17 protein-coding genes are annotated in these 19,074 nt (G+C 43.7%); 15 read left to right on the top strand and 2 right to left on the bottom strand.

Annotated features, from left to right (window positions below; genetic code table 11):
• The first annotated feature begins 149 nt into the window (after positions 1-149).
• The 14 genes from A0256_03135 to A0256_03070 all read left to right on the top strand — a co-directional run bounded on the left by A0256_03135 (position 150) and on the right by A0256_03070 (position 14,270).
• On the top strand, positions 150-1,004 hold the full coding sequence (locus A0256_03135) for a UDP-2,3-diacylglucosamine hydrolase (GenBank protein AMR30485.1): 855 nt from the start codon (positions 150-152) through the stop codon (positions 1,002-1,004).
• A gap of 59 nt (positions 1,005-1,063) precedes the next feature.
• On the top strand, positions 1,064-1,546 hold the full coding sequence (locus A0256_03130) for a hypothetical protein (GenBank protein ID AMR30484.1): 483 nt from the start codon (positions 1,064-1,066) through the stop codon (positions 1,544-1,546).
• Positions 1,547-1,684: 138 nt separating this feature from the next.
• On the top strand, positions 1,685-2,671 hold the full coding sequence (locus tag A0256_03125; GenBank protein ID AMR30483.1) for a glycosyl transferase: 987 nt from the start codon (positions 1,685-1,687) through the stop codon (positions 2,669-2,671).
• Between the two features lie 179 nt (positions 2,672-2,850).
• Complete coding sequence (locus A0256_03120) at positions 2,851-3,837, top strand: beta-carotene 15,15'-monooxygenase (GenBank protein ID AMR30482.1); 987 nt, start codon at positions 2,851-2,853, stop codon at positions 3,835-3,837.
• 45 nt (positions 3,838-3,882) lie between these two features.
• Positions 3,883-4,575 carry a phosphoribosylformylglycinamidine synthase I gene (locus A0256_03115; protein ID AMR30481.1) on the top strand — a complete coding sequence of 231 codons (693 nt, stop codon included), beginning with the start codon at positions 3,883-3,885 and terminating at the stop codon, positions 4,573-4,575.
• Entirely contained in the window at positions 4,575-5,318 is a 744-nt protein-coding gene (locus A0256_03110) for a hypothetical protein (protein ID AMR30480.1), read from the top strand. Before A0256_03115 ends, A0256_03110 begins: the two co-directional genes overlap by 1 nt.
• Positions 5,311-6,633, top strand: a complete 1,323-nt coding sequence (locus A0256_03105) for a hypothetical protein (GenBank protein AMR30479.1) — start codon at positions 5,311-5,313, stop codon at positions 6,631-6,633. The genes A0256_03110 and A0256_03105 overlap by 8 nt, the downstream gene beginning before the upstream one ends.
• On the top strand, positions 6,626-7,228 hold the full coding sequence (locus A0256_03100) for a hypothetical protein (protein AMR30478.1): 603 nt from the start codon (positions 6,626-6,628) through the stop codon (positions 7,226-7,228). Before A0256_03105 ends, A0256_03100 begins: the two co-directional genes overlap by 8 nt.
• Positions 7,229-7,322: 94 nt before the next feature.
• Complete coding sequence (locus tag A0256_03095) at positions 7,323-9,428, top strand: peptidylprolyl isomerase (GenBank protein AMR30477.1); 2,106 nt, start codon at positions 7,323-7,325, stop codon at positions 9,426-9,428.
• A gap of 83 nt (positions 9,429-9,511) precedes the next feature.
• Positions 9,512-10,027 carry a hypothetical protein gene (locus A0256_03090; GenBank protein AMR30476.1) on the top strand — a complete coding sequence of 172 codons (516 nt, stop codon included), beginning with the start codon at positions 9,512-9,514 and terminating at the stop codon, positions 10,025-10,027.
• A gap of 44 nt (positions 10,028-10,071) precedes the next feature.
• Entirely contained in the window at positions 10,072-10,848 is a 777-nt protein-coding gene (locus A0256_03085) for an ATP-dependent exodnase (exonuclease V) alpha subunit - helicase superfamily I member (GenBank protein AMR30475.1), read from the top strand.
• 2 nt (positions 10,849-10,850) lie between these two features.
• Complete coding sequence (locus tag A0256_03080; protein AMR30474.1) at positions 10,851-11,414, top strand: hypothetical protein; 564 nt, start codon at positions 10,851-10,853, stop codon at positions 11,412-11,414.
• 91 nt (positions 11,415-11,505) lie between these two features.
• On the top strand, positions 11,506-12,642 hold the full coding sequence (locus tag A0256_03075) for a GDP-mannose 4,6-dehydratase (GenBank protein AMR30473.1): 1,137 nt from the start codon (positions 11,506-11,508) through the stop codon (positions 12,640-12,642).
• Between the two features lie 20 nt (positions 12,643-12,662).
• On the top strand, positions 12,663-14,270 hold the full coding sequence (locus A0256_03070) for a gliding motility protein RemB (GenBank protein AMR30472.1): 1,608 nt from the start codon (positions 12,663-12,665) through the stop codon (positions 14,268-14,270).
• 301 nt (positions 14,271-14,571) lie between these two features.
• On the opposite strand, the gene A0256_03065 is transcribed toward A0256_03070, so the two are convergent.
• Both A0256_03065 and A0256_03060 read right to left on the bottom strand, forming a co-directional pair.
• Positions 14,572-15,057 carry a hypothetical protein gene (locus A0256_03065; protein ID AMR30471.1) on the bottom strand — a complete coding sequence of 162 codons (486 nt, stop codon included), beginning with the start codon at positions 15,055-15,057 and terminating at the stop codon, positions 14,572-14,574.
• Positions 15,054-16,388 carry a tRNA(Ile)-lysidine synthetase gene (locus A0256_03060; GenBank protein AMR30470.1) on the bottom strand — a complete coding sequence of 445 codons (1,335 nt, stop codon included), beginning with the start codon at positions 16,386-16,388 and terminating at the stop codon, positions 15,054-15,056. Before A0256_03060 ends, A0256_03065 begins: the two co-directional genes overlap by 4 nt.
• 51 nt (positions 16,389-16,439) lie before the next feature.
• Here A0256_03060 and A0256_03055 point away from each other — a divergent pair, with 51 nt between their 5' ends.
• Positions 16,440-19,073 carry a hypothetical protein gene (locus A0256_03055; protein AMR30469.1) on the top strand — a complete coding sequence of 878 codons (2,634 nt, stop codon included), beginning with the start codon at positions 16,440-16,442 and terminating at the stop codon, positions 19,071-19,073.
• Position 19,074 lies beyond the last annotated feature (1 nt).

The raw sequence follows: 19,074 nt of genomic DNA, 5'->3' as shown, positions 1-19,074 counted from the left end.
TTGCTGGTGTTGCTTGGCGCATTCTATCTGAGCCCTTACGAACTCAAAGTTAATGAGGACGAGGACGACGAATAGCCGGCCGGCATATAGCAACGCTCTTGTTTTATACCGGTATTTGATACCGGGCTGCACAATTGTACCCAGTAGGAATGGCTAAAAGAGAAGTTGATATCGTTATCATATCTGATGTGCATTTAGGCACATATGGCTGCCACGCCAAAGAATTGCTTAAATATTTAAAAAGTATCAAGCCGAAAATGCTGATCCTGAATGGCGATATCATCGATATCTGGCAGTTCAGCAAATCTTACTGGCCCGAAACACACATGAAAGTGGTGCGCCGCATCCTTAAATTTGTTACCGAAGGTATTCCTGTTTACTACCTCACCGGCAACCACGATGAAATGCTGCGTAAGTTTACCGATTTCGATCTGGGTACCTTCCAACTCCTTAATAAAATAGTCCTCAATATAGATGGCAAAAAAGCCTGGATTTTCCACGGCGACGTGTTTGATGTAACCATGCAGCACTCTAAATGGCTGGCCAAAATGGGTGCGATCGGTTATGATACGCTGATCCTCATCAATAGCATGACTAACTGGTTCCTTACCGCAATGGGCAGGCCCAAGATGAGTTTTTCGCAAAAGGTGAAAGCTAAGTTTAAAGATGCTGTAAAGTTCATCAACGCATTTGAGCAAACCGCTGCCGACCTGGCCATTGAAAAAGAGTATAGCTATGTAATTTGCGGGCATATCCACCACGCCGAGATCCGCACCATTCAGTCTACAGAGCAAACCGGTAGCGTGTTATACCTCAACAGCGGAGACTGGGTGGAAAGCCTAACTTCGCTGGAGTACCATGATAAACAATGGACGGTGTTTAAATATCTCCCCGAAAATTTCCATACCGACAACGACGAAGACGACATCAGCGATGCCGAAGACCTGGATGCCAAGCTGGATGTAAACAAACTGCTGGAACGGTTTAAGCAGGAAGCGGGGTAGGAAGCGAATTTTTTGTTTGAATCAAAGAGTCGGATTACCAGCAAATTGTACATTTGGGTATGACTACCAGAGCCAGCCTTATCATTTGCGGAATTTTATTAGTAGCCGCATGTAAAAAAGAAGAAAATAAACCAACCATCATAACCGTAAATGTCCGGTCGGTTAGTGGTCAGGCCTTAAGTGATGTATCGGTTAAGTTATTGCCCGAAAAATCGATCAATGCCGTTGCAACTGAGGTGGCTGGTGCGGATGGTAAAATAACGTTTATAGTACAACCCGCTACCACCTATTACCTGTATCACTACGGATCCGATCAAAGATCACCGGATAATTCTACCTCAATATTTATCGTTACCGGCAAGTTTACCACACAAGAGCAAATTAATGGCTCTCCACGCCAAACGCCCCTTGCCAATTTAGGCGATGATATACACCTTGATATTAACAGGGATGGTGTAGTTGATAAATATGATAAAGTAGTAAAGGTTGGCCCGGTAAATGTGGGTACCACAACGGCCATCAACTTTATTTTAAATCCGTAAGCAGCTAGTAGAAGTGGTGTGCTTGCTACGGTTGTAAAAATTCCAAACCGTTTATGCTCCCCATACTTTACGCCCATTTCATCATTTAATAACACCCGATAAACTTTTCTTTGCTAAATTGCCCGCAATTCTACGCCTATGAAAATATTGTTCGGGATCCAGGGTACAGGGAATGGCCATATTAGCCGTGCCCGTGAAATTGTGCCCCTGCTGCAGCAATATGGCGAAGTGGATATTGTAGTAAGCGGTACCGAGGCTGAAGTAAGCCTGAGTCAGCCGCTTGCGCATAAATTCCACGGCTTTAGCTTTGTCTTCGGTAAAAAAGGAGGAGTTGACAACTGGGCCACCTTTAAGATCATGAACCTGCCGCAACTGTGGAAGGATATGCATAGTTTACCCCTGAAACAATACGATCTGATCATTAACGATTTTGAACCTGTGAGTGCCTGGGCGTGCCGTCTGCAGGGTGTACCGTCGGTATCGTTAAGTCACCAGTGCTCGTTTGTTTCCCCGAAAACGCCCCGCCCCAATAAATGGAACTGGGCCGAGTGGCTTTTTAAATATTATTCGCCAACCACACATCATATCGGATTTCATTTTGAGCGCTACGATGATTTTATCCATACTCCTGTGATCCGCAGCGACATCCGACGGATGGAAACCTCTAATTTGGGCCACTACAGTGTCTACCTTCCGGCTTACAGCGACAAAACATTGGTAAAATACCTGGGCCAGGCAAAAGATGCCGAATGGCAGATCTTTAGTAAGCGAACCAAAACCGGTTATCGCGAAGGCAATGTGCTGGTTTCGCCCATTAATAACGAAGGTTTTAATGCCAGCCTGGCAAGTTGTACGGGCCTGCTTACCGGCGGCGGTTTTGAAGGACCCGCTGAAGCTTTATTCCTTGGCAAAAAGGTGATGATGATCCCCATGCGGGGACAATACGAACAGCAATGTAATGCGCTGGCCGCTTCGCGGCTGGGGGTAAAAGTGGTGAGCACCATTAATGATGATTTCCCCACCCACATTAACAGCTGGCTGTCCGACCCAAAACGCATCGAAGTGAACTTCCCCGATGAAACCGCAAAAATTGTGGATGATATGGTGAGAAAATACGCGCGGTAGGCCGGTCTGATATGACGGATTTTTTTGCCAACCCTTCTTTGCGAAGCAGAGAGGGGTGACGAGCGGCAGCGATGTCGGGGTGAGTAAAATAGCCAAAAGGACAGTATATTTTACCTTCAAATAATCAATTACAACCTAAACGCTTTTTCTGCTAATTTTGCCGCAACAAGCAAGCCGCTATGGTAAATATTTTTAAGGTGTATAATCCGCTCAATGTTTTATGGCTTGCCATTTTGTTGTTTGCGCTGCGCATAGGTTACCTGGTACAGGTGCCGGATAAACTGGAATTTGTTTTTGTTGAGCCATTTGCCCGCCTGCTGGTACCTGTGGCTTATGAGTACGCATTTTCGCCTGTTTTAAATATGTTTTTAGCCGGTGTGCTGGTGTTGGGGCAGGCGGTTTTGCTTAATTACCTGGTAAACCATCATAATCTGTTGGGCAAACCCAGTTTTTTGCCTGCGCTGATGTATGTTACACTTACGGCCCTTTTTGCCCCGTTCATGGTGTTGAGCGCACCGCTCATCTGCAATTTCCTGCTCATTTGGATGCTGTTTAAACTGCTGAGCTTTTATAAAAGCGAGGATGCCAAGTCTATCGCCTATGACCTGGGGATGATCGTAGCCTTGGGATCACTTATTTACTTCCCTTTCATTTATTTGTTCCTGGCTATCTGGGTGGCGCTTATCATATTTAAGCCATTCAACTGGCGCGAGTGGATCTCCGGCGTGTTGGGCTACCTTACTGTATTCTTCTTTTTAGCGGTGTTCTATTATCTGAACGGCCGGTTTGCGGGCTTTTATGAGATCTGGGCGCCGTTGGGCAGCAAGTTTCCAAACCGCATCCATATCGAATACCTGGATTACCTGGTTTTGATTCCTGTCATCGTTATCATCGCCCTATATTTTGTAAAACTGCAGCAGAATTTCTATAAAAGTTATGTGCACGTGCGTAAATCGTTCCAGCTATTATTCATTATGTTTTTAATTGCGGGATTGTCGTTTTATGTACGTGCAGAGTTCAATTTAAATCATTTTTTATTGTGTGCAGTACCCGCAGCGGTGTTTTTCTCTTATTATTTCATCAATGCCACTACCAAATGGTTTTATGAAAGCCTGTATTTATTACTGCTGATCAGTATAATATATTTCCAGTTTAACACTTTTTAACTTTTACATTCGTTCAAGTTTCGGCTTATATATTAGTTTTGTAGCATGAAATTTGGCGTAGTAATATTTCCCGGCTCCAATTGTGATGAAGATATCATCCACGTTCTGCAAAATGTAATGGGCCAGCAAGTGGTTAGGTTGTGGCATAAAGACCACGACCTGCAGGGTGCAGAGTTCATTGTTTTGCCGGGCGGTTTTTCTTTTGGCGATTATTTGCGCTCTGGCGCGATAGCCCGTTTTTCACCAATCATGCAGGAAGTTATCCAGTTTGCCGCTAAAGGTGGCAAGGTGCTGGGCATCTGCAACGGTTTCCAGATCCTGGCAGAAGCAGGCTTGGTACCGGGCGCTTTGCTGCATAACAAAAACCGCAAATTTATTTGCCGCAACATTTACCTCAAACCACAAACGGCCAATTCATTGGTTACCCGTCAGCTGGATCCGGAGCGCGCGTTAAAGATCCCGATTGCACATGGCGAAGGCAACTATTTTGCTGATGCCGATGTAATTAAAGCGCTTAATGATAACGACCAGGTGTTATTCCGTTATTGCGACGAGGCAGGTAATATCACCGACGACAGCAACCCTAATGGTTCGGTAGAGAATATTGCCGGTGTTTGTAACGCGGAACGTAACGTGTTTGGATTTATGCCACATCCCGAAAGAGCGTCAGAATCATTGGTTGGCAATGAAGATGGCCTTACAATATTCGAATCGATATTAGCGCTGGCGAAAGCTTAATGGCAAACCTGGTTATTGATATTGGTAATACCCTTACCAAATTTGCCGTTTTTACAAATGACGATTTGGCCGAAGTGCAGCAGTATCAACAACCAACCATTGATGAACTATCCGTGTTGCTGGATAAATATACGATCAGCAAAGTGATATTGTCATCGGTTAGAAACGAACAGCAGCCCTGGCAGCGTTTGCTGCAAGCTCAGTTTGAAGTGTTACATTTTAACAGCAGCGTAGCTACCGGGATTAAAAACCATTACAAAACGCCAAAAACCTTAGGGCCCGACCGGCTGGCAGCAGTTATAGGTGCCAGTTATTTATACCCCGATGTAGCAAACATGATCATCGGCGGGGGCACTACCATCACTTACGATTATGTTGACGCCTTTGCAAATTATTTCGGCGGCAGCATATCGCCGGGGTTGAATATGCGTTATAAAGCCTTAAATTATTATACAGGCGGTTTACCGCTGATTTCGGCTGATAATAAATTTAACGAAGCCTATGGTAATGATACCACGTCGGCCATTATATCCGGCGTACAAAATGGTATAAAATACGAGCTTACGGGCTTCATAAACGAGTACATAAAAACACAAAAAGCGTACAATATCATACTACACGGGGGGGATAGTATTTTTTTTGATACGCTATTAAAAAATAGCATCTTTGCCCCCTATATAAAAAATGAGCCTTATCTGGTTCTCAAAGGTTTAAACGCAGCTATACAAAAGCATAATGATTAGATATATAAGGTTCTTCTTACTCATACTTTCTATTACGGTAACGGCAATTGGCGCCAATGCGCAGTCTACTGCAACTACAAGCTCGCCTTACTCAAGATATGGCCTTGGTGATCTTACTTCACCCGTGTTGCCGCAAAGTATCGGTATGGGAGGGATAGGTACTGCCATCAACAAAATCAATAGTTTTAACTATGTGAACTTTTTAAACCCGGCTTCTTATTCTTCGATAAACTACACCGTTATCGATGCGGGGATCTCCAGCAATATCAATACCCTTAGCAAGACAGGTCAAACCAATCAAACCAATTCAAATTTCAGACTTAGCCACATCGCATTCGGTATTCCACTTACCAAGCACTCCGCGCTTACATTCGGTTTAAGGCCGTATACAGAGCTGGGTTATGATTACAGGCAAAAACTAACGAATTTCGGTACTGGTTTACCTGCAGATACAAATGCCGTTAATTACGTATATGGCGGCGACGGCGGGTTAACTAAATTTAGCCTTGGTTACGGTGTAAGGATAGGCAAACATCTTTCGGTGGGTGCTAACGGTTCATATATATTTGGTAATCTCAAAGAAACCCAATCAACAGAAGTACCAAATTTATTTGGTCTGTTAAACTCCAGAGTTGAAGAAAGCAACAGCGTTAGGGGTTTAAATTATGATTACGGTGTGCAATACAGCATCGATTTTACAGATCGTAAACACCTTGTTTTGGGCTATTCAGGATCTGCAAATACCAAGATCAATACACAGAACAGCTATATAGTTAGCCAATATTTTACAGATGCCAGTGGTAACCAGGATATAGCTACTGATAGTATAATTAACAGGCAAACGCCAAAAGGTAAAATTCAACTTCCGCAGATCAACCGGTTTGGTTTAAGTTACCAGTATGATGGTAAATATTTAATAGGTGCCGATTACAGCATCGGCAACTGGTCTACCCTGACAATTGCAGGTGTGAACCAAGGCTTGCAAAACAGCAAAACATTTAACGTGGGTGGCCAAATTACACCAAATGCCAACTCGTTATCCAATTACTTTGCCCGTGTGGATTACCGCTTTGGTTTCATTTACGATCAAACGTATTTAAATCTTAACAGCGTTAACATTAAAAAGTACGCAGGTACTTTTGGTATCGGCTTACCATTGCCGCGTAACAACACTGCTTTTTACAAGATAAACCTTGCAGCAGAATACGGCGTACGCGGTACGCTAACCAACAGCCTGGTAAAAGAAAACTATCTTAACCTGCACTTATCCTTCACACTGAACGATCTTTGGTTTGTGAAGTACAAGTATGATTAATAGCAACTTTATGCATACCGTCGGCAGGCAGTTCTCCTTTGTTCCTGTCGCTGTGGCAATCCTCGCCATGGCGTTCCTGACAGCCTGCGAAAACGATATTAATAAAATTAAAGCTATTGCCGCCGCCGATGCCACCAAGCCGGTACAGCGCACCACAGGGCTCGATGTTATTTTTAGCGATTCGGGCTTTGTTAAATTCCAGATGCAATCACCTCTCATGCTGGAGTATGCGATCAAAAATCCTTATAAGGTACTCCCAAAAGGCGTCAAAATTGTATTTTTAGATAAAGATGTGAAGCCCGCAGGGCAGATAGTGGCAGACTCGGCCATTATGCTGAAGGACGATAAGTTCATCGAATTCCATAGGAATGTGGTTGCTCAGAACGCTGAGGGAACTGTGTATAAATCTGAAGAATTGATCTGGGATCAGATCAAGAAGATCTACTATTCAAATAAGCCGGTAGAGATGACTAAGGTAGGGGGCGATATCATGCGCGGAAGTAGTTTTACCAGCGATGATAAATTGCAGCACCCGATATTTCAAAATTCCACCGCGGTAATACACGTAAACGGGAGTAATTTTTCGCAACAATAACGCAAACCTATCGCGCAAAAAATTGTATTAGAGAATTTTAGTAAAAGTTGTATCTTGCGCCTCTTTTTGAGGAATATAAAATATATAGAGTTATATGGGCATAATGGGTTATTTGCGGGACCGGATGGGAAGAATTCTCGCAATTGTTATTGGTTTTGCGCTGGTTGCCTTCGTGGCGGGCGAAGTTTTAAAGTCGGGTAGTTCTTTTTTTAAGGACAACGCAAGCGAAGTTGGCGAAGTGAATGGCAATGCCATTAGCTATGCTGATTTTAGCCAAAGGTTAGATCAAACTACGGCGCAGTTCAAACAGCAGTCGGGCCAGAGCATAACGCCTCAAATAACTAACTATCTGCAGGAAACAACCTGGAACCAGTTTTTGAGAGACAGGCTTTTAACTAAAGAAGTTGAAAAACTCGGGATAGTTGTGGGCGAAGCAGAAAGCCAGTCGATGATTAGCGGTGCTAACCCTGATCCGCAGATCATGCGCCAGTTTAGCAACCAGCAAACCGGCCAGTTTGATAGGGCGAGGCTGAACCAGTTTTTAACTTATTTGCAAACCAGCAAAGATACGGCGCAGTCAAACGCGTGGGGTACCTTTGTAAAGGAATTGATAAAAGCTAAAAAAGAGCAAAAATATACTACGTTAATCGCTAATGGCCTGTATGTGAACTCGCTTGATGCGCAGGATGATTATCAGGCAAAAAACAAGCTGGCCAACTTTAAGTATACCGTGCTTGATTATGCATCTATCCCTGATAGTAAGGTTACTTTAACGGACGATGATTACAGCACCTACTATAACGAGCACAAAAGCGAGTTTAAAAATAAAGAGGAGTTACGCAGCTTTGATTATGTAAGTTTTAACGCTGCACCATCTGCCGCAGATTCAGCCGCTATAAAAACGCAGGTTGATAAACTGGCTGTCGACTTTAAAGCTTCTACAAACGATTCATTGTTTGTACAGGTGAATTCAGAAACCAAATCGCCAATTACCTACCTGCACAAAGGTCAGTTAGAGCCTAAGCTTGATTCGGTAATGTTCAATGCAGAAAAAGGTTTTGTATTTGGTCCATACTTGTCAAACGGAAGCTATAAATTAGCTAAACTGGTAGATGCTAAGGTAGGCCCTGATTCGGTTAAAGCACGCCACATTTTAATTGACCCTGCAACAGCAGGCGGAATCGATAAGGCACGTGCTAAGGCAGATTCATTAAAGAAGCTGATTGAAGGTGGAAAATCATTTGCAGACCTAGCACAAACTTTTTCAATAGATAAGGCTTCAGGCGCAAAAGGCGGAGACTTGGGCACATTTGCACGTGGTGCTATGGTGCCTGCTTTTGACGATGCAGTTTTTGAAGGCAAGAAAGGTGATGTAAAAATTATCACAACTCAATTCGGTGTACACCTGATAGAGATCCAGGATCAAAAAGGCACTTCTAAAGTGGTTAAGGTTGCGATGGTTGATAAGCCTTTAGATGCAAGCCAGACTACTCAAACCTCAGTTTACAGTAAAGCACAAGCTTTCCTTACCTCTTTAAATAAAGATAACTTTGATGCCGAAGCAAAAAAAGCAGGTTTAACTGTTAAAAAAGCAGAGGATGTAAATGGAACAGCAGCAGCGGTTCAAGGTCTAGACAATGCACGCACTGTGGTTAAATGGGCTTTCAAAGCCGAGAAAGGTGATTTCTCTGAAGAAGTTTATCCGGTAGGAAATCAATATGTTATAGCCCGCCTTCAGGAAATTAAACCGATTGGTTTCTTAAGCTTGGATGCGGTTAAAAAGCAAATTGAGCCGGCTGTGAAAGTTGTTGTAAAAGGCAAACAGTTGACCGAGAAATTCCAGGCTGCATTGAATGGTGCATCTTCAATTGACCAGGTTGCTGCAAAAGCAGGCAGCAAGGTAGTGCCGGTTCAGAACATTGTTTTTGCTAACCCTGTTATACCAGGCGCCAATGCGGAGTATAAAGTTATAGGTACTGTTTTTGGTTCGCAGCCAAATAAAATATCTAAGCCTATTGCAGGTGTACAAGGCGTTTATGTTTTCTCATTAGATAGCTTTGTAAATCCTGCGGCGCTTACAAATTCTGTTAGAGAGAAACAAACCCTTGGCCAGGCATTGGCTCAGCGTGCGGAAGGCCAGGTGCTTGATGCGCTGAAAGATAAGGCGAATGTAAAAGATAACAGAGCCAAGTTCTTATAAGCTAAATTTAAAGTAATTTTACATCCGGCAACAGCGTTAAAGCTTTTGCCGGATTTTTTTATTTTAAAGGGTTTTACCACACCATGGAAATACAGGAAAATATTGTGAATAAAGTAGCCCAAAGCGGCTTGGTTACGCTTGATCCTGCTTCGTTTTATCCGCAGGGCGAACGCGTGGTTTATGACATAAAAGATAATTTATTTCATGGACTAATGCTGCGCGAGAAGGACTTTAGAGATTTTGTAAAAGCCCACGATTGGGCACAGTATCAGGATAAATTTGTAGCACTAACCTGCACCGCAGATGCTATCGTTCCGGCGTGGGCCTATATGTTGCTTTCCAATAAGCTGGCACCTTATGCCAAAGAGGTTGTTTTTGGCGATGCGGAGGTGTTGGAAACTGTTTTATTCATTAAGCAAATAGCGGGTATGGATGTAGAGCAATATCGCGATCAGCGCATCGTTTTAAAAGGTTGTGGAGATATCCCTGTACCGGTATCAGCCTATGTAGAGCTTACCAAGAGGCTTACACCAGTTACCAAAAGCCTGATGTTTGGCGAACCTTGCTCTACTGTTCCGATATATAAACGCAGGGACTAAACCGGCTTGCCGGTTTACAGTCTATGGAGCGTACCATTAAATAAATGAGAAAATACCTTTTACTATTATTGTCGCTTGTAAGTTTCAACTGCGCCTACAGCCAGGAGGTAACCAAAAAGGAAGAGGTGGTTTTTCAACCGGGGGAGCAGATCACTTACAAACTGAGGTACGGTATTTTTACCGCCGCCGAAGCCGTTATAAAGGTAGAAAACAGCGCGCAGAATTTTGAAGGTAAGCCGGCTTTGCGCATTTACTCCACCGCCAATACTTCCGGCACCTTTAATCTGCTTTTTAAGGTACGTAACCTGTATCAAACCTTTATTGATCCGCATACGCTGCTACCTTATTATTATGCTGAGGACAGGAAGGAGGGGGGCTATAAGCACACCGATAAGGTAACCTTTGATCATGAAAAGAATATTATTACCGCCAATAATGGTAAATACCCTTTCAAGGGGAATGTATTTGATTTTCTATCGGCGTATTATTTTGCCCGCAATATAGATGTAGCCAACCTCAAGATAAATCAAACGCTGGATCTGCGTTATTTCCTCGAGGATGGTATTCATACCCTTACCATAACTTACCTGGGTAAGGAAAAGATTAGTTGCGGGTTGGGTACTTTTAACTGTTTAAAATTTAACCCAACAATTATCCCGGGCCGCATTTTCAAAAAGAATAGTAAGCTATATTTGTGGATTACCGACGATAAGAACCGGATCCCCGTAAAAGCGCATGTTGAACTGATTGTGGGGAGTTTAGTGATGGATCTTACACAGGCAAGCGGCTTGAAATATCCGTTAAACCCTGTAAAAAAATAATTATGATAGAAGTAGGCAGCGTGCTTGTGCACGAAGACGTGGTTAACGAAAATTTTGTTTGCAATTTAAATAAGTGCAAAGGCGCATGCTGCCTGGAAGGTGATTCCGGCGCGCCGCTGAATCATGATGAGCTGGAGATCCTGGCGGAGATCTATCCCAAGGTAAAACCTTTTATGACTGCTAAAGGCATTGCTACCATAGAGCGCGAAGGTACCCACGTTACCGATTTTGAAGGCGACTACACCACTCCCTGTGTTGATACCAATAAAGAGTGCGCCTACGTTACCTGGGAGAACGGCATCACTAAATGTGCTATCGAAAAAGCGTACGAGCAGGGCGAAATTACCTGGCAAAAGCCCATCTCTTGCCATTTATACCCTATCCGTATCACGGCGTACCCCGAGTTCGATGTGTTGAATTACGACAGGTGGAGCATTTGCAGCCCCGCTTGTAGTTTTGGTAACGAATTGAAAGTATCGGTACATGAATTTTTAAAGGGACCGCTGATCCGTAAATACGGCGAGGAATGGTACCGCGAACTGGAAGATACCGTAGCCGGCATTTGAGAATAGTTTAATCTGGTTTGGAGTCCGTAGCCGCTATTTAGATTATTTTGGTAATATTGCAGGTAAATCATCTTCACCCTAATTTTCCTTAATGAAAAAGGCTTTAATCACAGGTATAACCGGGCAGGACGGCGCATACTTAGCTGAATTTTTGCTTAAAAAAGGGTACGAGGTGCATGGTGTTAAGCGCCGGTCATCATTATTCAATACCGATAGAATAGATCATCTTTATCACGATCCGCATAAGCAGGGAGTAAACTTTCATCTGCATTACGGTGACCTGTCCGATTCTACCAATCTTATCCGCATCATCCAGGAAACTCAGCCTGATGAAATATACAATCTGGGTGCACAAAGCCATGTAAAAGTAAGTTTTGAGATGCCCGAGTATACTGCGAATGCCGATGGCGTTGGCGTACTGCGCATCCTGGAAGCTATCCGTTTGTTGGGCCTCAGCCAAAAAACACGCCTTTACCAAGCATCAACCTCAGAATTATACGGATTGGTGCAGGCTGTGCCGCAAAGCGAGACCACCCCTTTTTATCCACGCTCACCCTATGCAGTTGCTAAATTATACGGCTACTGGATCATCGTCAACTATCGCGAAGCATATGGTATATATGCCTGCAACGGCATTCTGTTTAATCACGAAAGCCCGGTACGCGGTGAAACCTTTGTTACCCGCAAAATTACCCGCGCGGTAACCAGAATTGCACTGGGTATGCAAAAGGTGCTTTACCTGGGGAACTTATCTGCTGAGCGGGATTGGGGGCATGCTAAGGATTACGTTGCTGCTATGTGGCTGATGCTGCAGCAGGAGCAGGCAGAAGACTATGTGATAGCCACCGGTGTAACCACTCCCGTTCGCGAGTTTGTACGCATGGCTTTTGGCGACCTGGGGATAGATATTGAATTTAGTGGCAAGGGAGCTAACGAAAAAGGGGTTATCATTGATATGGATGAAGAGCGCATTGCCGAACTTGGTTTAAATGCCGACGTTTTGCGTTTTGGGCAAACCGTTGTAAAGGTTGATCCCAAATACTACAGGCCAACAGAAGTGGAATTATTAATAGGCGATGCTACTAAAGCGAGGCAACAACTGGGTTGGATTCCTCAATATGATCTGCAGGCGCTGGTTACAGAAATGGTAATGGCAGATTTAAGCCTGGCCAAACAAGATGAGCACCTGCAACGCAGCGGGTATTCTACACTAAATTATTTTGAGTAAGTTTGACTGAATTGGCAAATATGAAGAGAATTTTTATCAGCAGTTTATTGTTACTGGTTACTATTGGGGTTGCAAATGCGCAATCGGTATATCAACCATATTCCTACCAGTTTTATCAAAAACTGAATGCCGACGTGTACTCAACAAAAAACAGAGTGCACTCGTCTCTAAAACCTATGCTGGGCGATGATTCACTTTTGCGCGTTCATTATGATTCGTTGATGAACTATGGAACCGTTAAAAACGGTGTTTATGCAAAGATCTTTAACGAGCATTTAGTCGACTATAAGAGCACAGGTTCTACCTTCTATGCAGATCTGCTGCCCGATTTTAACATAGGGCGCGATTTTTCAGGCAGCAAAACAACGCATTATAATTCATTAGGCTTGCAAATCGGCGGTACAGCGGGCAGCAAGCTATCTTATAACGTAGCCGGGTATTTGAATAACGCCAAGTTCCCGGATTATTTGTCGACCTATATCAGGCAGGTGGGGATAGTACCATCGCAGGCTTATGCGCGTACACTGGTAAAAGATGCCGACGCGTACAATTGGTCGTACATTACTGCAAACGTGTCTTACACACCAAGCAAGTACTTTAATTTGAGTGCTGGCAGGGATAAAACTTTTATTGGTGACGGGTATCGCTCTTTATTATTATCAGACTATTCGTCGCCGTACCCATACGTTAAAGTAACTGCCACGGTTGGCAATGTAAAATATATGGCCATGTGGGGCTATTTTAATGACCCTGCCGCCACGAGCGAGTTGTTTATACAAAGAAAAAAATATGGCGTTTTCCATTACTTGGATTGGAACATAAGCAATCGTGTTTCGGTTGGTTTCTTTGATGCTGTTGTGCAGGCCAATACGGATGACTCCGGCCACAAGCGCGGATTCGACTTTAACTATGTAAACCCCTTCATCTTCCTCAGGCCTGTAGAGGCAGCCGGCGGGTCGCCGGATAATGCCGTGATAGGTTTTACTGCCAAATACGAAGTGTTGGACAATTTGACTTTATACGGTCAGTTTTCTTTGGATGAATTTGAATCTAAAAACTTTTTTTCTCACCCGGATAATTACCGCAATAAATTTGGTTACCAGGTGGGCTTTAGGGGTACCAACCTGTTTGGCGTAAAAGGCCTAAACTACCTGGCCGAAACGAATAGTGCCAGGCCGTATACTTATTCGGAAAGATCAACTATTGTAAATTACACGGCTAACAGCGAGCCACTGGCCCACCCATGGGGAGCTAACTTTCGCGAATATGTGGGATTGCTGAACTACTCTTACAAGCGCTTTGATTTCTCCGGCGAGGTAGATCTTGGCCACTATGGTTTGGATGTTAACGGGATGAACTACGGTAAAAATCCGTTTGACAACTATACCGTTCCTGCAAAGGTAGAGGGCAACTTTATAGGCCAGGGTTTAACCACCAATATGGTTTACCTGCAAGGTAAAATCGCATTCCTGCTTAATCCTAAATACAATTTGCGCATCGAACTTGGTGGTCTGTACCGCACCGAAAAGAACACCGCCTTTAATGATAAAACAGGTATGCTAACATTAGGCATCCGCAGCTCGTTCAGGCAGATGTATACGGATATCTCCAGCTTTAGATCACATTAGTCAAAAATTTATGCTGCGCCGGTAATTTACGCGCCAGCCAATAAGTGCCAGTCTATATGCCCGTGTTGCCGTAGAATGGCTATAGTTATCTTAAAACCATCAGGGATAGCAGATAATTTATGAATTTAATTAGGGTGTTGATTATCAGTTATTTGGGGATTCTTAACACTAAAATGTGTTAAGCTGTGTTAACCCATTTGCAACCTATAGATAGTTTGCCATGGTGAGGATACCCTTATAAATTAGTTTAAAATGCCAAATAAGGAAGCTGTTCTTATCTGAGTTCCGGGGCACCAATGAGCTACCTGCGGTTCATCTCTTCCTTTATGGCACGCAAAAATTCATTAGCATGCTGCGACCCGATGATATATAGTAATCCGTCCCTGTCGGTAAGGTGGATGGCATCGTTGCCAGCAGTAAAAAAGCGTATGGTGCCTTTGGTATGCAGGTTGTAGACAGGGTTGTTGAATAAATAACGGCTGTAGGTTCCCTTCTCAGCTTTCACAATACTGTTTAAATCTATTTTAACAAGTCTGGTTGTCCACAAGCCATTTAGCAATATGCTTTTATTGGCCACCGTTGTGCGAAAGTGCAGCAAAAAACCAAGGATGATAGATATAGTAATTATAGCAAAGCCGACTACAGCCAGTAATTCGCCATTCCGTTCGCGCTCATCGGTAAAAAAGTAAGCTGCAAAACAAAACATAGCGAGCATCAGGCGGATAGTAATGGGGATCCATTCCCGGCCCAGGTATTGTTTTTCGGTGAAAACGGCTTTATCGCTCATAATTTAATCAATTCGAATATAGTAACTTTTTCAGTGTTATTATCCACTTTATATCTTTCATCGGGCCGGTAACCGCCAATCCATATGATCTCGCCATTGCCATTTACAAGTATCGGTACCAGCTGTTTTAAGTGCAGGGGTACCTTTTGGTGGATGAAGAAATCACTAAGTTTTTGCCTCGTATTCATCCCAAGTGGTTTAAAGGTATCTCCCTGCTGCCACGCCCTCAGCATGAGTGGGTAAATCAATTTTACCGAAGGTACCGAAACCGCAAGCGGATTGTCCTTAATAATAAGCGATTGATGGTTAGGTAAAACAGTGAGTCTATATTGCCCATATGTTACCTGCTGATCACTCTCATTTACCAGCCTGTTATCGTTGCTTACTACTTTCTTTTTCGTTAGGATCAGTTCGCCCCTATCCACAAGCAACAAATGTCCCGCACTCTCAAAAATACGGCCCGAATGTTTATCCAGCGCAGTAAGCAGATCGTCAACCACATTATCTACGAATCCAAATGGTTGCAATAGTTTAAACAGCAGTAAACGTTTAGGTGATAACTGGTGAATGGAAGGGATGCTGATATGAATGTCCTCGCCGTGTTGCACCAGCATTTTGTGTTTCAGTTCTGCTATCGTATCATTCAGCAATTGCTCCAATTCCCTAAAATTGCGTAAATTGTTCTCAAAAGTTTGCTCGATGTTTGGGTTAAGCGCTTTTAGCAGGGGGATAACCTGGTGGCGTATTTTGTTGCGGGCGTATTTGGTAGAAGCGTTGGAGCTATCTTCTACATAAGCCAGTTGCTCGTTCCTAACTACGTCTTCAATTTCACCCCTTGTTAAAAAAAGAAGCGGCCTAACCAGTGTGCCGTTTTTGGGCAAAATACCGTGCAGGCCGGCTATACCGGTACCGCGGGTAAGGTTTAACAATATTGTTTCAATCGTGTCGTTCTGATGGTGTGCAAGGGCAACGGCTTCGTAACCTGCGGTTTGGCAAAGCTGCTGAAACCATTGGTAACGCAAATCGCGTGCAGCCATCTGGATAGAAATTTTGTTTTCGGTAGCGTATAGCCTGGTGTCAAAATTAACCGTATGGAAGCTAACACCAAGTTGTTGCGCCAGCTGCCGGGTAAATTCCTGGTCGGCATTGGCATCATCGCCCCTGAGCATAAAATTACAATGAGTAATACCGAAATGATAACCTGCAGAACCCAGTAAATGAGCCATAAGCACAGAGTCCATACCCCCGCTTACGGCAGCCAGCAATTTTGTAGTGGTTCCGAATAACGTATTTTGTTCAACAAAATCAATAAACTGTTTAACAGGGAGCATAAGCCAAAATTATTAATTTAATAACCCCAGCAAAAAACTAATTTTGCCATTGTGATAAAATACGTTTCAAGCCTTTTATTAATACTGATAACCCTTACCGTATCGGCACAGAAAAAATCTGTGGTGAACCTCATCAAGTCGCAAAGCAGTGAGGGAATCAAGATGAACGGTAAAGATGTGCTGAAGGTTTATAAAGGCGTTTTTCAGCAGGATTTTTCCACCATGCGGTCTGATAGCGCATACTTTTATGTGCAGGACAATGCCTTTGATGCGTTTGGCAATGTAAATATAACCCAGGGCGATACGCTGAATATTTTTTCGGATAAGCTGAACTATAACGGTAATACCAAAACGGCCATCCTAACCGATAATGTAAAGATGGTGGATAAGGATGCCACTTTGACTACCAACTACCTTACATACAATACGGCAACCCGCATTGGTACCTACACGGGCAGTGGCAAGGTGGTGAATAAGGATAATACCATCACCAGTAAAAACGGATATTACTTTGCTTTTTCGCGTGATGCCTACTTCCGATACAATGTGGTTTTGGTTACACCCGACGCCTTGATAAAAACAGACACGTTAAGATATAATACAGGCAGCCGCATCTCGTACTTTTATGGGCCAACCAATATTTTCGACACCAAGGATAAAAAAGACACGCTATATACTGAGAATGGTTTGTACAATACCGTAGTGGAGCAAGCATTTTTTGGTAAGAAGAACCTTTATAAATCCGGTACCAAACGGCTGAAAGGAGACAGTTTATTTTATGATAAGAAAGCAGGCTTTGGCCGTGCAGTAAAGCATGTGATCTTTACTGATAGCGAGCAAAAAATCACGCTCATGGGCGATTTGGCTAATTATTATAAAGCCGAAGAACGCACCGTTGTGACTAAGGACCCTTATGTGATCATCGTAACAGAGGAAAAAGATACTACTAAAACCGATACCGTGCCGGTGAACAGTGTTTTAGCGGGTAAAGGTAAATCAAAAAAGAACCCATCGCCTATAAAAGCGCCTTCGTTGCTTACACCATCGAAAACATCGCCCGCTTCATCACAGAGCAGTGCCCCGGCATCAACTTCGCCAGCAGCATCACCCGTTAAAGCTCCACCACTGGGCACACCCTTAAAAAACATGCCGGTAACGGCAGTGGATTCTTCAATTAAAAGGGATACATCGGTAAAGCCGGATAGCCTTTCGAAACTTAAAAAGCCTGAAAAGGTAAAACGGGATTCGGTTTATATATCAGCAGATACATTGGAAACCCAGATGGTGACCTATAAAAATCTGAAGATCATGAAGGAAACTGCTCGTATGGCTGCTTTGGTAGTGCGCGATACCACTACTAAAGTAAAGGCTGGTACGGATGAGAAGACTACGGCTAAAGCAGATAAAAAAGCTATCTCCGCAAAAGATGATGGTAAGTTTTTAACCGCAGTACCTTATTCGTTTCCAAAGGACAGTTTGTTTACCCGGCCTTTATTCTTCGGCCTGCCCAAGCTGGATACTATTGTACCGCTTGGTAAAGCCGGTAAAAAGATAAAGCCGGTTAAGATCAAAGCATCCAAATTAAAGGTTGATACCACAACGGTGTCCGCAAAGGAACCGGGGCAGGATGGCCAGCCTGTGCAACCTGCATTAGATAAAGACGGTAAAACGTTGCCACCTCAGTTAGATAAAGACGGAAAGCCGGTAGCGGTAAAGCTGGATAAGGATGGTAAGCCCATTCCCCGGCAGGCTGCCCGGAAGCCCGCTCCGAACGAGGATGATAACGACCCCGCGTTTAAGGTAAATACAATAGAGTTAAAAGATACAGCCCGAATCAGGATCATCCGGGCCTATCACCACTCCAAGCTGTTTAAATCAGATCTGCAGGCCAAATCTGATTCTATGTTTTACAGTTACAGCGATTCTACATTGCGCTGCTACGTAAACCCAATCATCTGGACGCAAGGCTCGCAGCTATCAGGCGATACCATTAACCTGCAGATGCGGAATAAAAAAATGGATAACATCATGATGTTTCCTTCAGCATTTATTGTGAATGTAGAGAAGACTGATTCGGCCACTTTTAACCAGGTATCCGGCAAAAGAATGCGTGGCTTTTTTAAGAGTGATAAACTCGACCGGATGTATATATCCGGCAATGCCGAGAGTATTTATTTTACCCGTGATAGTACAAAAGCTATTGAGATGCAGCGTTCATTAACCAGCCGGATGCGTATCCTTTTTAAGGATAATAGCGCAACAGATGTGTTTTTTGTTACTAAACCCGAGCATCGGTACGGGCCGCTGGCTAAATTCCAGGAAGATGAAAGGATCTTGAAAGGATTTATTTGGAAACCAAAAGAAAGGCCGATCTCCAAAGAATCAATTATTCCGTCATACCGGCGAAAAGCTGAAGCCGCAGCTGCCCCTCCTGTAAAATCTGCGGGTAAGAACAAACCCGGCGCAGCTAAACCTATGTCACCAAAACCTTTGCCTGGTAAACGCACTACAGGTGATACTACGCTGAGTAAACGGCCGCTCATGATGCAGCCTGCAATCACGGGGAAAGATACGGTGCCAAAACAAACGCGATCTAAATTAGATAGTATTGTAAACCGGCCGGCAAACAGCCCGGCGGCTACCCATCAAGGGGATACAACGATTGAGCGAAAGACGAGGCCCTAAA

It is taken from the genome of Mucilaginibacter sp. PAMC 26640, assembly GCA_001596135.1.
Taxonomy (GTDB): domain Bacteria; phylum Bacteroidota; class Bacteroidia; order Sphingobacteriales; family Sphingobacteriaceae; genus Mucilaginibacter.
The sequence above is the reverse complement of the archived record's forward strand: the minus strand, read 5'-3'. Positions and strand labels throughout refer to the sequence as shown.